Source organism: Bradyrhizobium sp. CCBAU 65884, assembly GCF_028128835.1.
Taxonomy (GTDB): Bacteria; Pseudomonadota; Alphaproteobacteria; order Rhizobiales; family Xanthobacteraceae; genus Bradyrhizobium; species Bradyrhizobium ottawaense.
Window position 1 is genome coordinate 76,063 of the sequence record NZ_LBJU01000108.1, and the last position, 13,787, is coordinate 89,849.

The following is a 13,787-nucleotide window of genomic DNA, read 5'->3' on the forward strand; positions in this document are numbered from 1 at the left end:
CCGCATGTCTCCTGATTTTCTCAAGCTCATCTTCGGCCGGCTCGGCTTCGAATCGCTGCCGCTGCACGAGCCGATCGTCGTCGGCACCTTCGCGGTGGTCGCGCTCGGCGGCGCCGCGCTGCTCGGCGGTCTCACCTATTTCCGCCTCTGGGGTTATCTCTGGCGCGAATGGTTCACCACGGTCGACCACAAGCGCATCGGCATCATGTACATGATCCTCGGCATCGTGATGCTGCTGCGGGGCTTCGCCGATGCGCTGATGATGCGCGGCCAGCAGATGCTCGCCTTTGGCGGCTCCGAAGGCTATCTCAACGCCCATCACTACGATCAGGTCTTCACCGCCCACGGGGTGATCATGATCTTCTTCGTGGCGATGCCGCTGGTGACCGGCCTGATGAACTACGTCGTGCCGCTCCAGATCGGCGCGCGCGACGTGTCGTTCCCGTTCCTGAACAATTTCAGCTTCTGGATGACGGTCGGCGGCGCAGTGCTGGTGATGGCTTCGCTGTTCATCGGCGAATTCGCCCGCACCGGCTGGCTGGCTTATCCACCACTGTCGAACATCGGCTACAGTCCCGATGTCGGCGTCGACTATTACATCTGGGCGCTGCAGGTCGCGGGCGTCGGCACGACGTTGTCAGGCATCAACCTGATCTGCACCATCGTCAAGCTGCGCTGTCCCGGCATGACCATGATGAAGATGCCGGTCTTCACCTGGACCTCGCTCTGCACCAACGTCCTGATCGTCGCCTCCTTCCCCGTCCTGACCGTCGTGCTCGCGCTGCTCTCGCTCGACCGCTACGTCGGCACCAACTTCTTCACGAACGATTTCGGCGGCAGCCCGATGATGTACGTGAACCTGATCTGGATCTGGGGCCATCCCGAGGTCTACATCCTGGTTCTCCCGGCGTTCGGCATCTTCTCGGAGGTGACCTCGACCTTCTCCGGCAAGCGGCTGTTCGGCTACACCTCGATGGTCTACGCCACGGTCGTCATCACCATCCTGTCGTACCTGGTCTGGCTGCACCACTTCTTCACGATGGGCTCGGGCGCCAGCGTCAACTCGTTCTTCGGCATCACCACGATGATCATCTCGATCCCGACGGGCGCGAAGATGTTCAACTGGCTGTTCACGATGTATCGCGGCCGTATCCGCTACGAGCTGCCCATGATGTGGACGATCGCCTTCATGCTGACCTTCGTGATCGGCGGCATGACCGGCGTGCTGCTGGCGGTGCCGCCGGCCGACTTCGTCCTGCACAACAGCCTGTTCCTGATCGCACACTTCCACAACGTGATCATCGGCGGCGTGGTGTTCGGCGCCTTCGCCGGCATCTCCTACTGGTTCCCGAAAGCGTTCGGCTTCAAGCTCGATCCGTTCTGGGGCAAGATGTCGTTCTGGTTCTGGGTCACCGGGTTCTACCTCGCCTTCATGCCGCTCTACGTGCTCGGCCTGATGGGCGTGACCCGTCGCCTGCGCGTGTTCGACGATCCGTCCTTGCAGATCTGGTTCGTCATCGCCGCGATCGGGGCCTTCCTCGTCCTCCTCGGTATCCTCAGCATGCTGATGCAGTTCGCGGTCAGCTTCCTCAGGCGCGAGCAGCTCAAGGACGTCACCGGCGATCCCTGGGACGCGCGCACGCTGGAATGGGCGACCTCCTCGCCCCCTCCCGACTACAACTTCGCCTTCACCCCCGTCGTTCACGACAATGACGCGTGGTGGGACATGAAGAAGCGCGGCTACCAGCGTCCGCTCACCGGGTTCAAGCCGATCCACATGCCCAGCAGCACCGGCACCGGCATCATCCTCGCCGGCCTCGCCACCGCGATGGGATTCGGCTTGATCTGGTACATCTGGTGGCTCGCCGCCGTGAGCTTCGCCGCGCTGCTCGTCGTCGGCATCGGCCACACCTTCAACTATCACCGCGACTTCGACATTCCGGCTGAAGACGTCATCCGGACCGAGGACGCGCGCACCAAACTGCTCGCCGGAGCCAAGTAAATGACTGTCGCTGTCAATCCCTCCCAAACCGGCGAGCCGGTCTTCTATCTCGCCGACGAACACCCGCATCCGGAAGGCTGGAGCACCTCGCTCGGCTTCTGGATCTACCTGATGAGCGACTGTCTCATCTTCGCGATCCTGTTCGCCACCTTCGGCGTGCTCGGCGGCAACTACGCCGCAGGTCCCGCGCCGAAGGACCTGTTCGACCTGAACCTGGTCGCGGTGAACACCTCGATGCTGCTGCTGTCATCGATCACGTATGGTTTTGCCATGCTGACGATGCAGCAGAACCGGGTCGCACAGACGCAGGTCTGGCTGGCGATCACCGGCTTGTTCGGCCTCGCCTTCATCGGCATCGAACTCACCGAGTTCGCTCACATGATCCATGAAGGCGCCACGCCCCAGCGCAGCGCTTTCCTTTCGGCGTTCTTCACCCTGGTCGGCACCCACGGCCTGCACGTTTCCTGCGGCCTGATCTGGCTGGTGACGCTGATGGTGCAGGTCCAGAAGTTCGGCCTGATCGAAGCCAACCGCCGCCGTCTGATGTGCCTCTCGATGTTCTGGCACTTCCTCGACGTGGTCTGGATCGGCGTCTTCACCTTCGTCTATCTCCTGGGAGTTCTGCGATGAACACCGATACTCATGCCGCCCATGCGGGCGATCATCACCACGAAGGCGGCCACGCCCACGGCTCGTTCTCGACCTATATGCTCGGTTTCGTGCTCTCGGTCGTGCTGACCGCGATCCCGTTCTGGCTGGTGATGAGCGGCGCACTGCCGAGCAAGCAGATCACGGCGCTCGTGATCATGGCCTTCGCGGTCGTGCAGATCGTCGTGCACATGATCTACTTCCTGCACATGAACACGACGTCCGAGAACGGCTGGAGCATGATGGCGCTGATCTTCACCATCGTGATGGTGGTGATCGCGCTGTCGGGTTCGCTGTGGGTGATGAGCCACCTCAACAGCAACATGATGCCGATGCACCAGATGAGCGGAATGAAGTGAGCGAGTCAGGGACCGAGACAAGCAGGGCGAACGGAGCGCGCAGCGAGGCTGCGCGGTCCCCGTCCTTGTGGCTCACGGTCCTCTCGCTGACGGCCTTTGTTCTTCTGATCGCACTCGGCGTCTGGCAGATCGAGCGCCGCGCCTGGAAGCTGGCGCTGATCGACCGCGTCGAGCAGCGCGTCCATGCCCCGGCCCAGCCGGTCCCCTCGCCCGATTCATGGCCTGCGGTTTCCACGGCAAATGACGAATACAGGCATGTCATCGTCGCCGGCCGCTTCCTGCATGACCGCGAGACGCTGGTCCAGGCGGTCACCGAGGAAGGCCCGGGCTATTGGGTGCTGACACCGCTCCAGCGCAGCGACGGCACACAGGTCCTGGTCAACCGCGGCTTCGTGCCGTCCGAGCGGCGCGACGCATCGACGCGCCGGGACGGCAATCCGGACGGCCAGGTCGAGATCACCGGCCTGCTCCGCATCACAGAGCCGAAAGGCGGATTCCTCCGGAACAACGTGCCCCAGCACAACCGCTGGTATTCGCGCGATGTCGCCGCGATCGCGACGGCCCGCGGTCTGCACGATGTCGCGCCGTTCTTCGTCGATGCCGATGCCGGATCACAATCCGGCGGCGGGCCGATCGGCGGATTGACCGTGGTCAGCTTTCCCAATAACCACCTGATCTACGCGCTGACGTGGTTCGCCCTGGCTTTCATGCTGGCAGGTAAACTCTTCGTCACATTCGGCGGCGGGCTGTTCCGCCGCAAACGCTTCGTCCACGAACCGGCCGGCGGCTCCGATGCCGTCGCCCGCAGGACGGGATCAGATGCTGGAACGATCGTCGAACAGGCCTGACGACGGGAAGACGCTTTCCCAACCATTTGCGCATGACGGGCTGGCCGTCACGCTGCAATCGCAGGCCGACGCGCGCAGCGAGCTGATCGGCACGACTCCGACCGACGACGAGACCAACCGCAAGAACATGGCGCTGCTGATCCAGCTGCGCTGGACCGCGGTGGTCGGCCAGATCGTGACCATCGGCGGCGTGCATTTCGGGCTCGGCATTCCCCTGCCGCTGGAGCGGATGGGCGCGGTGATCGGCGCGCTGGTGCTGCTCAACGTCTCCAGCCTCGTCTGGGTGCGCCATCGCGCTGCGATCACCAACAACGAGCTGCTGGTCGCCTTGATGCTGGACGTCGCCGCGCTGACCGCGCAGCTCTACCTCTCTGGCGGCGCCACCAATCCCTTCACCTCGCTGTTCCTGCTCCAGGTGACGCTCGGCGCGGTGCTGCTCGATGCCCGCTCAACCTGGTCGCTGGTCGCGCTGACCTGCGCGAGTTTTGTCTGGCTGACGCTGGCATACCGCCCGCTGGACCTGCCGCCCAACCCATTGAGCGAGACCTACACGCTCACGGTCGCCGGCATGCTGCTGGGCTTCGTGCTCAACGCCGTGCTGCTGGTCGTGTTCGTCACGCGCATCAATCGAAACCTGAGGGAGCGCGACGCGCATCTGGCGGCCTTGCGCCAGCATGCCGCCGAGCAGGATCACATCGTCCGCATGGGCCTGCTCGCCTCCGGCGCGGCCCATGAGCTCGGCACGCCGCTCGCCTCGCTCTCGGTGATCCTCAGCGATTGGCGCCGCATGCCCGATCTTGCCGCCGATCAGGAGCTCGCCGAGGACCTCGCGGAGATGGAGACCTCGCTGCAACGCTGCAAGTCGATCGTGACGGGGATCCTGGTCTCGGCAGGCGAAGCACGCGGCGAAGGCTCATCGCCGACGACGGTGACGGCCTTCGTCACCGCCCTGGTCGACGAATGGCGCGACGCGCGCTCGGCGCGGACGCTCTACTTCGTCAATACGTTCGGCGCGGACGTCGCCATCGTCTCCGACATCGCGTTGAAGCAGGTCATCTTCAACGTGCTCGACAACGCCTACGAGGTCTCGCGGGAATGGGTCGAGCTCGTCGCCGAGCGCGAGGGCGACAATCTCGTGCTGTCGATCAGCGATCGCGGCCCGGGCTTTGCGCCGGAGATGTTGGCGCAGCTCGGAAAGCCCTATCACTCGAGCAAGGGCCGCGCTGGCGGCGGGCTCGGGCTGTTCCTGGTGGTGAACGTCGTGCGCAAGCTCGGAGGCAGCGTGACCGCCGAGAACCACAGGAAGCGCGGCGCCACGGTCCGCCTCACGCTGCCGCTCGCAACGCTGGCGATCGGAGGCAATTTTGACGCCTGACCGTTCGCTCATCGTCGTCGAGGACGATGCCGGCTTTGCGCGCACGCTGAAGCGCTCGTTCGAGCGCCGCGGCTATGATGTCGTGCTCGCCGCCTCGATCGAGGACGTGCGGAACGTGCTGGAGGAACGCTCCTTCGGCCACGCCGTCGTCGACCTCAAGCTCGGCGGCGCCTCCGGCCTTGCCTGCGTCGAGCTCCTGCACACGCATGATCCTGACATGCTGATCGTGGTGCTCACAGGCTTTGCCAGCATTTCGACCGCCGTCGAGGCGATCAAGCTGGGCGCCTGCCACTATCTCGCAAAGCCCTCGAACACCGACGACATCGAAGCCGCCTTCAACAAGGCCGAAGGCAACGCCGAGGTCGCGCTCGATGCACGGCCGACCTCGATCAAGACGCTGGAATGGGAGCGCATCCACCAGACCCTGATCGAGACGGATTTCAACATCTCGGAAGCGGCGCGAAGGCTCGGCATGCACCGGCGCACGCTGGCGCGCAAGCTCGAGAAGCGGCCGGTGAAGTAGGCCTTCACCAAGGTCTCACCGCCGTCATTCCGGGGCGTGCGGAGCACGAGCCCGGAATCCATCAGGCGGCAAAGACGGTGGTTGAATGGATTCCGGGCTCTCGCTTCGCGAGCCCCGGAATGACGGCTACGACCCCAAACAAAAAGCCCGGCGCGAGGCCGGGCTTTTGATTGCTTGCGCAGAACGAAGTTGCTTACGCGGCCTCGTCGGCGACCGTGGTGTCGTCGCCATCGGTATCGTCGGCATCGCCCTCGGCATCCGCCTCGCCCTCGGCGGCTTCCGCCTTGGCGTTGCGGCGCGGGCTCTTGGCGAGCTGGGCCTCGATCTCCTTGACCGCTTCGGTCTCGGTCGAGTGCTGCACCACCGCGATCTCGCGGGATAGACGATCGAGCGCCGCTTCATAGAGCTGGCGTTCGCTGTAGGACTGCTCCGGCTGCGACTCCGAGCGATAGAGGTCGCGCACGACTTCCGCGATCGCGACGATGTCGCCCGAATTGATCTTCGCTTCGTATTCCTGGGCACGGCGCGACCACATGGTGCGCTTGACGCGGGCGCGGCCCTTGAGCGTCTCCAGCGCCTTCTTTACCAGCGCCGGCTCGGACAGCTTGCGCATGCCGACATTGGCGACCTTGGCGGTCGGCACGCGCAGCGTCATCTTGTCCTTGATGAAGTTGATGACGAACAGCTCGAGCTTCGCGCCGGCGATCTCCTGCTCCTCGATGGCCAGGATCTGGCCGACGCCGTGAGCGGGATAGACGACGAATTCATTGGCCTTGAAGCCCTGACGCTGGGTCACGACCTTCTTTTCCTCGACCTTCGGCGCAGCGGCCGCCGGCTTCACGGCGGGCTTGGCGGCAGCAACCGGAGCCTTGGCAGGAGCAGCAACGGGAGCCTTCGACGCGGCGGGCTTGGCAGCGGGAGCCTTGGCGGCAACGGGCTTGACAGCAGGCTTGGCAGCGGTCGCTTTCGCGGCCGGTTTGGCAGTCTTGTTAGGCATTGCGCTTCTTTTGTTCTTCGAGGACTTTGCAGCCGGTGCCTTCGTCGCGGTCCGACCCTTGGATGCGCTACGGCTGGCCGCGGCGACTTTTTTGGCCTCCTTATGGGAAGCCCTCGCTGAAGTACTCTTTTTACGCGTTTTCTGTGACACAGCCTGCGCGCGGAAACTGCCACGCCCCTGTTCGACATTTGGTTTCACGGGAACCCAGCGGGGCCAACGGGGCTGACGGGTTCGGCTTAATGTGCCCAATATAGCACATTTCCCGCAAAAATCAATGATTTAGGGGTATTGAGGGCTGGTTTTCGGCGGCAGCGCCGCTATTAGGGTTAAGTTTGAGCCCGATTCAGTCGCCGGAGCCGGGGTTCGGAGAAAAATATTTCTCGAACTTGCCTTCCATGCCGTCGAATTCCTTGGCGTCGGCAGGTGATTCTTTCTTCTGGGTGATGTTCGGCCAGCTCTTGGCGTAGTCGGCGTTGACCGAAAGCCACTTTTCCAGGCCCGGTTCCGTGTCCGGCTTGATGGCGTCGGCGGGGCATTCCGGCTCGCACACGCCGCAATCGATGCACTCGTCCGGGTGGATGACGAGCATGTTGTCACCCTCGTAGAAGCAATCGACCGGGCAGACCTCGACGCAGTCGGTGTACTTGCACTTGATGCAGTTTTCAGTGACGACGTAAGTCATCCAACGCTCCGAAAAGCTCTTTTAAAAGTCGCGGCTTGCGTAGCGCGGATGGCCGGGCGCCGCAAGGTCGGGAAGGCCCGATCATGACCGCTTTGTGTGTTTGATCGACCAAGAAGTGAATTCGAAACGCAATTAATTGCGTTTCGCTTCGCTTAGCTCCTCAAAGAGCACCCGCGCCGCGGCAGCATCGCCACGGCGCTCGCTGAAGCCGGTGACCTTCAACACCCGCACGGTGCGATCGAGCGCGACGGTGATGACGTCGCCGATCTTGATCGCATGCCCCGGCGACTTTTCGCGCTCACCATTGACGCGAACGTGGCCCGACCCGACGAGCTCGGCCGCGGAGGTGCGCGCCTTCACCACCCGCGCGTGCCACAACCATTTGTCGAGGCGCTGCCGCTCGGTCGTGGGATTACTCCTTCCGACCAGACAGCTGCTCTTTCAGCGCGGCGAGCTTGGCGAAGGGCGAGTTCGGATCGGCCGGACGATCGCGCTCGCGCGGGTTTGCGCTCGAGGCGTAGGGACGCAGCGACGGTCCGCCCTGGCGGTCGCGGCCCTTGTCGCGGTCACGGCCGCGGTTGTCACGGCCCTTGTCGCGATCTCCGCCGAACTTGCCCTTGTCGCGATCGCGTCCCTTGTTGTCGCGATCCTTGCCCTCGAAGCGGCGATTCCTGTCGTCGCGCCCCTCGGGACGCGGCGCGCCTTCGCCACCTTCGCGCGGCTTGCGGAAGTCTCTGCCGCCGTCCCTGCGATGGCCGCCATGACGCTGGCCCGGCTTCGCGCCGTCGGCGGCTTGCGCGGCCCCGCCTTCCGCGGGCGCGGCACCTGCCTCGGCGCCTCCTTGCGGACGCGGCTGATGGTGGTGCCGCTGGTGGCGATGGCGCTCGTGGCGCGGCTTGCGGTCCTCGTGACGGCCGCCGGGACGCCAGACCTCGATCAGCTCGGGCTCGGCGGGCGTCGCCGCAGCTTCAGGCGCGGCGGCGTGGGGGGGGGGGGGGGCGCGGCAGCTTCGGTTGCGGCGGTCTCGGCCGGAGCGGCTTCGAGGCCGGCAGCCTCGACGGGCGCAGCGGGCTCTTCCGCCGGCGGCGCGATGCCGGGGGCGTCTTCGGGCGTGACGGGGGCCTCGGGAGAGGCTTCGAGCGCAGGCTCGGCCTGCTGAGCCTGCTCGTCCTGCAGCTCCATGCCGGGCGCATCTTCGACGGTGACAGGCTCGGCGGCCGCTTCGGTGGATGGCTCCGCCGGCAGGCCGGCAACGGCCTCCGCCGCGGTCTCGGTCGAGGTTTCCGCGGTGCCTTCAGCCGGCGGGGTTTCTGCCGTGACGGTCGCGGCCACGACAGGCTTTTGCGGCAGCGGCGGACGCTTCTCCATGCGATAGCCGAGCGCACGCAGCACCGAGGCGAAATCCTCGCCTGCGGAGCCGGTGAGCGAGGTCATCGCCTGCGTCACCACGAAACCGCGGCCGTCGAAGGCGCCCGCCGGCTTTTCGCCGGACGCGTTCTCGCGCCAGGCCAGCGCCGGGCGGATCAGGTCGGCAAGACGCTCCAGGATGTCGACGCGCACGGCGCGTTCGCCGGCCTGCTTGTAGCCGAGCACGCGATAGGCATCGCGCGGCAGCGCCTTGTCGACCGGGAACGAGGTACGGCCCGAGCTCGCCAGATGCTGCGCGCCCGACAGCGAGGACAGATCGACATTGTCCTGCTTCAGCGCCCACAACAGCGCTGCGAGCGCACGCGCGGCGGGCTTCAAAAGGCCGGGGAAATAGATGTGATAGGCGCCGAAACGGACGCCGTATTTGCGCAGCACCGCGCGCGAGGGCTGGTCGAGATCCTTCAGCTCGTTCGCGATCTTCGGCCGCTCCAGCACGCCGAGCGCCTCGACGAGCTGATAGGCGATGCCGCGGGCGATGCCGGTGACGTCCTCGGCCTTGGAGAGCTCGAACATCGGCCCGAGCAGCTTCTCGACATGGGTCTTGAGCCAGAGCTCGAGCCGGGCCTGCACTTTTTCGCGCGGCGCCCCGGTGAGACGCTCGTCCGAGATGATGCGGATGCGCGGATGCAGCGCCTCCTCTGCGGCAGACAGCCGCGCCACGGCGTCGCCGGTCCAGCGGATGGTGCCTTCCGAGGTCAGCACGAACTGATCGTCCGGCGCGTTGCCGAGCTTTTCGGCGCGCGTGTTGATCTCGCCGGCGAGCACTGCTTGCGCTGCAGCCTGCAAGGCTTTCGCATCCGAACCAGCTTCCGCCGCATCCGGTGCAAAGGTGAAGCCGTCGAGGCGGCCGATGACATGGCCTTCGACGATGACTTCGCCGGTCTTGCCGATTTCAGTATTCAAGCTCGTGTTCTCCCGCAGGCGGCGCATCAATACACTGGTCCGGCGATCAACGAAACGCTCAGTCAAGCGTTCATGGAGCGCATCCGATAATTTATTTTCGACCTCGCGGGCGATCCCCTGCCAGCGTTCGGGGTCTTTCAGCCAGTCCGGGCGGTTGGCGACGAAGGTCCAGGTGCGGATCTGCGCGATCCGGGCCGACAGCGTGTCGATGTCGCCGTCGACGCGGTCGGCCTGGGTGATCTGGGCCTCGAACCAGGCGTCGGGGATGCAGCCCTTCCGCATCAGGAAGCCGTACAACGTGGTCACCAGCTCGGCATGGGCGGCCGGCGACAGTTTCCGGTAATCGGGGACCTGGCAGGCCTCCCACAGCCGCTCCACCGCCGCCTTGCCATGCGCGATATCGCGCACCTCGACGTCGCGGGCGGCATGGTCGAGCACGCGCATGTCCTCGGCGACAGGGGCGCGCGTCAGCGCCTCGTGGCCTGGGGCGAGGTTCAGGGACACCTGGAGCGCGCCGAGCGAGGCGAAATCCAGCCTGGCGTTGCGCCATTGCAGCATCTTCACGGGGTCGAAAGTGTGGTTCTGCAGCGCGTTGACGAGCTCGGGCTCGAACGGCGCGCAGCGGCCGGTGGTGCCGAAGGTGCCGTTGCGCGTGGCGCGGCCGGCGCGCCCCGCGATCTGCGCGAATTCGGACGGCGTCAGCCGGCGGAACTGGTAGCCGTCGAACTTGCGGTCGGAGGCGAACGCGACGTGGTCGACGTCGAGATTGAGGCCCATGCCGACGGCGTCGGTGGCGACGAGATAATCGACATCGCCGTTCTGGAACATCGCCACCTGCGCATTGCGGGTGCGCGGTGAGAGCGAGCCCAGCACCACGGCGGCGCCGCCATGCTGGCGGCGGATCAGCTCGGCGATGGCGTAGACTTCATCGGCCGAGAACGCGACGATCGCGGTGCGGCGCGGCTGGCGCGTGATCTTGCGGTCGCCGGCGAATTCCAGCTGCGACAGGCGCGGCCGCGTGATCATGGACACGCCCGGCAACAGCCGCTCGATGATCGGGCGCATCGTGGCAGCGCCGAGCAGCAGCGTCTCGTCGCGGCCGCGGCGGTTGAGGAGCCGATCGGTGAAGACGTGGCCGCGTTCGAGATCGCTGGCGATCTGGACCTCGTCGACGGCAAGGAAGGAGACGTCGAGGTCGCGCGGCATCGCCTCGACGGTCGACACCCAATAGCGCGGGCTCTTCGGCTTGATCTTCTCCTCGCCGGTGACGAGCGCGACCGCCTCGGCTCCGACCCGCGCGGCGATCTTGTTGTAGACCTCGCGCGCGAGCAGGCGCAGCGGCAGCCCGATCATCCCGGAAGGGTGCGCCAGCATACGCTCGATGGCGAGATGGGTCTTGCCGGTGTTGGTCGGCCCGAGCACCGCAGTGACGCCGGCGCCAGGCACGCGATCGGACGGCGCGCGCTCGGAAGCGAAGGGGGAGGAGGAAAAGGGCATCTGGGGGATTAGGTAGTGGCGATTTGGGCGAATGTCAGTGCTGTTGTGGGCGGGGGCGGGCAGCGCTTGGAGGTCACCTCGCCCCGCTTGCGGGGAGAGGTCGGCGCAAAGCGCCGGGTGAGGGGAACTCTCCGCGAGTCCATCTGTCACCGCATCTGTGGAGACTCCCCCTCACCCCGACCCTCTCCCCGCAAGCGGGGCGAGGGAGAAAAACCTCGCGCAACTGTCTCACTTTGCGACGCTTTTCCCGTTGGTTTTAAGCTTCGGAACGACTCTAGAACGAATCGCGGCCGAATCGCTGACTCCCCCTGGAGTCATGTTCCGTTCACGCAACATGTCGCGGGAGTCTTGTTGGCTGCAACTAGATGGAGTTTCGGGCTGCCGTACAAGTGACGTTTCGATGGCGCAAAGCCTTAAGTTGGGGACGGCGCGGAGTCGAATCAGAATCGGGGAGGAGTCAAATGGATTCCAGGACCGGAGCCGCCGGGACCAATTTTTGCGAAAACAACCCCATGCACAGTAGGTAAGTGGTTGATTTTGCAAAACCTTCACGCAGCCAAAAACTCTGCTCGTCATTCCGGGGCGCGCCTCTTGGCGCGAGCCCGGAATCCATCGTGCAGCGGAGACTGTCTCACGATGGATTCCGGGTTCGCGACTGCGTCGCGCCCCGGAATGACGGCCGAGAGAGAGGGTAGAGAGAGAACGCGCTACGGCAGCCGCCGCTTACTGCGTCTTCGCCACCCTTGGCGGCTGGGCCGTGGTGATGAAGCTGGTCGCTTCCAGCATGGCCGGCCCCAACGGCGTCGGCACTTTCAGCCAGAACGGGACCAGGACGCGGGTGCCGGCGACGGGGGCAAACGCGATCTCGATGTTGCGCTGGGCGGCGAGATATTTGATCACGGGGCGGTCGGGGATGTAGCCGGCGACGGGCACGAAATAGAGCGAACAGACCACCACCGGGCCGTGATAGCCCTTCTCCGCCTTCACGTTCTCCATGCGCTTGAAATCGAGCTTCAGATCGTAGCGCATGCGGCCGTCGAACACGGGGGCCGAGTTGTGGCAGGCGTCCGGCGAGACTGGGTCGCCATTGCCGGGCACGCGCAGCAGCGAGGCCGTCATGGGGTCCCAGACGCCGCGGCGGTGCGCGTCGGTGACGACGATGCGGTCCGGATCGACCGGCGGCTCCGGCAGGATCGCAAAATCCTTCACATTGCCCTTGTCGAGCGTGATGCGGATCTCTTCGGTCTTCTTCGAGGTGGTGGTGGAGGCCTGGTAGCCGGTCGCAACCAGCGCGCCGTTGATGATGCGCCCTTGGCTGGCGCCGGTGCCGGAGCCGCCGGTGAACGACTTCAGCAGCCCCGAGGTGCCGCCGGCGGCCGCCGCCGAGAACACGTCGTCCTGGATGTCGATATTCCATGCGCCCTTGCCGACGGGAATGCCGGCGAGCGAGGCCTCATATTGCGCCTCGAGCTTGCCCTGCGCCGCCGCCGGCACCGCGCCCCAGGCCACGGCCAGGCCGCAAAGCGCCGCCAGCCAGCCGGCAAAGCGCGGGCGGACTGAGCGCTGTTCTGGCGCAAAAGGCGACGTTGTGAGCACGAAACAATCCAATCGGGGCGCGACGGTTGTTACTTAAGCCAAAAACCGCGGCGAGCAATGTGTCGGAGCGCATGAGGCCGGGAACTCCACCGGAGTCTTCAGGCGCGAATACGCCCTTTATGTGATGGTAAGGCGCGACAAACATTGCCGTTTTGGTGATCGGCTTCGCCTCTCCCGCTACCTTTTCCCCCCTCGCCCCGCTTGCGGGGAGAGGGTCGGGGTGAGGGGGGCTCTCCGCGAGGGCGGTGATAGTTGAGGTCATAGGCGGCCCCCTCCCCCGCGGAGACGCCCCCTCACCCGGAATCCGCGCTATTCGCGCGCATTCCGGCCTCTCCCCGCAGGCGGGGAGAGGCGAAAAGACCGTCCAAAACCTTGACTGCCCGCCCCTTCCCCCCTATACGTCCGCCCGCTCCCTGCAAGGACGAAAGAATTAGCCCCCGTGGCGCCCAGAATGGCGGCCGCACTCGTTAGGGGTTCGAAACTTAAGGATTTCTACCATGTCTCGCCGCTGCGAACTGACGGCCAAGGGCCCCCTCGTCGGCCACAAGGTCAGCCACTCCAACATCAAGACCAAGCGCCGCTTCCTGCCGAACCTGGTCAACGTGACCTTCATCAGCGAAGCCCTGGAGCGCAACGTGCGCCTGCGCGTCTCCACCAACGCGGTGAAGAGCGTCGACCACAATGGCGGCCTCGACGCCTTCCTGCTCAAGGCCAAGGCCGACTTGCTGTCGCCCCGCGCCCTCGAGCTGAAGCGCGCCATCCAGAAGAAGGTCGGCCCGTCGGCTGCACCGGCCAAGAAGGCCAGCTAAGTTTTTCGGAAATTGGGCGGGGGCTAGGTTGCGTCGCGTGGCGTAGGTCTAGCCAGTGTGAGTTTGCGTTGCGGCCGGGTCGGAAGATCCGGCCGTTTTTGTTTTTGGGGAGCATTCGGC

11 protein-coding genes and 1 pseudogene are annotated in these 13,787 nt (G+C 65.3%); 7 read left to right on the plus strand and 5 right to left on the minus strand.

Annotated features, from left to right (window positions below):
- The first annotated feature begins 4 nt into the window (after positions 1-4).
- From cyoB to XI03_RS13095, 6 genes are read left to right on the plus strand one after another with little or no spacing between them, the layout of a single operon-like run.
- A complete protein-coding gene (gene cyoB / locus XI03_RS13070; RefSeq protein WP_271592362.1) occupies positions 5-2,002 on the plus strand; it encodes a cytochrome o ubiquinol oxidase subunit I in 1,998 nt (665 codons plus the stop codon).
- Positions 2,003-2,632, plus strand: a complete 630-nt coding sequence (gene cyoC, locus XI03_RS13075) for a cytochrome o ubiquinol oxidase subunit III (protein ID WP_028141836.1) — start codon at positions 2,003-2,005, stop codon at positions 2,630-2,632.
- The gene (cyoD, locus tag XI03_RS13080) at positions 2,629-3,009 is read left to right on the plus strand and encodes a cytochrome o ubiquinol oxidase subunit IV (protein ID WP_028141837.1); all 381 of its coding nucleotides are present in this window, start codon (positions 2,629-2,631) and stop codon (positions 3,007-3,009) included. Before cyoC ends, cyoD begins: the two co-directional genes overlap by 4 nt.
- Complete coding sequence (locus XI03_RS13085) at positions 3,006-3,857, plus strand: SURF1 family protein (RefSeq protein WP_271592363.1); 852 nt, start codon at positions 3,006-3,008, stop codon at positions 3,855-3,857. Before cyoD ends, XI03_RS13085 begins: the two co-directional genes overlap by 4 nt.
- Positions 3,829-5,232, plus strand: coding sequence for an ATP-binding protein (locus tag XI03_RS13090; RefSeq protein ID WP_028141839.1), 1,404 nt, complete (start codon positions 3,829-3,831; stop codon positions 5,230-5,232). The genes XI03_RS13085 and XI03_RS13090 overlap by 29 nt, the downstream gene beginning before the upstream one ends.
- Complete coding sequence (locus tag XI03_RS13095; RefSeq protein WP_018316482.1) at positions 5,222-5,755, plus strand: response regulator transcription factor; 534 nt, start codon at positions 5,222-5,224, stop codon at positions 5,753-5,755. The genes XI03_RS13090 and XI03_RS13095 overlap by 11 nt, the downstream gene beginning before the upstream one ends.
- A 193-nt stretch (positions 5,756-5,948) precedes the next feature.
- Here XI03_RS13095 and XI03_RS13100 read toward each other — a convergent pair whose 3' ends face one another.
- The 5 genes and pseudogenes from XI03_RS13100 to XI03_RS13120 form a co-directional block, all read right to left on the minus strand.
- Positions 5,949-6,752 carry a CarD family transcriptional regulator gene (locus XI03_RS13100; protein WP_080670149.1) on the minus strand — a complete coding sequence of 268 codons (804 nt, stop codon included), beginning with the start codon at positions 6,750-6,752 and terminating at the stop codon, positions 5,949-5,951.
- A gap of 343 nt (positions 6,753-7,095) precedes the next feature.
- Positions 7,096-7,434: a ferredoxin FdxA gene (gene fdxA, locus XI03_RS13105; protein ID WP_011082989.1), complete on the minus strand. Its 339-nt coding sequence runs from the start codon at positions 7,432-7,434 to the stop codon at positions 7,096-7,098.
- A 132-nt stretch (positions 7,435-7,566) separates the two neighbouring features.
- Complete coding sequence (locus XI03_RS13110) at positions 7,567-7,863, minus strand: RNA-binding S4 domain-containing protein (RefSeq protein ID WP_080670150.1); 297 nt, start codon at positions 7,861-7,863, stop codon at positions 7,567-7,569.
- Positions 7,847-11,262, minus strand: a pseudogene (locus XI03_RS13115) (helicase-related protein). Before XI03_RS13115 ends, XI03_RS13110 begins: the two are co-directional and overlap by 17 nt.
- Positions 11,263-11,985: 723 nt before the next feature.
- Positions 11,986-12,795, minus strand: a complete 810-nt coding sequence (locus tag XI03_RS13120; RefSeq protein ID WP_271592377.1) for a DUF3108 domain-containing protein — start codon at positions 12,793-12,795, stop codon at positions 11,986-11,988.
- A 560-nt stretch (positions 12,796-13,355) separates the two neighbouring features.
- Between XI03_RS13120 and rpmB the strand changes: the two genes are divergently transcribed.
- Complete coding sequence (rpmB, locus tag XI03_RS13125; protein WP_183232060.1) at positions 13,356-13,667, plus strand: 50S ribosomal protein L28; 312 nt, start codon at positions 13,356-13,358, stop codon at positions 13,665-13,667.
- Positions 13,668-13,787: the final 120 nt, after the last annotated feature.

What these genes read in the sequence shown, in the direction of transcription:
- cyoC (WP_028141836.1), top strand. Translation starts at nt 2,003, where the DNA reads ATGACTGTCGCTGTCAATCCCTCCCAAACCGGCGAGCCGGTCTTCTAT.
- fdxA (WP_011082989.1), bottom strand. Translation starts at nt 7,434, where the DNA reads ATGACTTACGTCGTCACTGAAAACTGCATCAAGTGCAAGTACACCGAC.
- rpmB (WP_183232060.1), top strand. Translation starts at nt 13,356, where the DNA reads ATGTCTCGCCGCTGCGAACTGACGGCCAAGGGCCCCCTCGTCGGCCAC.
- XI03_RS13090 (WP_028141839.1), top strand. Translation starts at nt 3,829, where the DNA reads ATGCTGGAACGATCGTCGAACAGGCCTGACGACGGGAAGACGCTTTCC.
- cyoB (WP_271592362.1), top strand. Translation starts at nt 5, where the DNA reads ATGTCTCCTGATTTTCTCAAGCTCATCTTCGGCCGGCTCGGCTTCGAA.
- XI03_RS13100 (WP_080670149.1), bottom strand. Translation starts at nt 6,752, where the DNA reads ATGCCTAACAAGACTGCCAAACCGGCCGCGAAAGCGACCGCTGCCAAG.
- cyoD (WP_028141837.1), top strand. Translation starts at nt 2,629, where the DNA reads ATGAACACCGATACTCATGCCGCCCATGCGGGCGATCATCACCACGAA.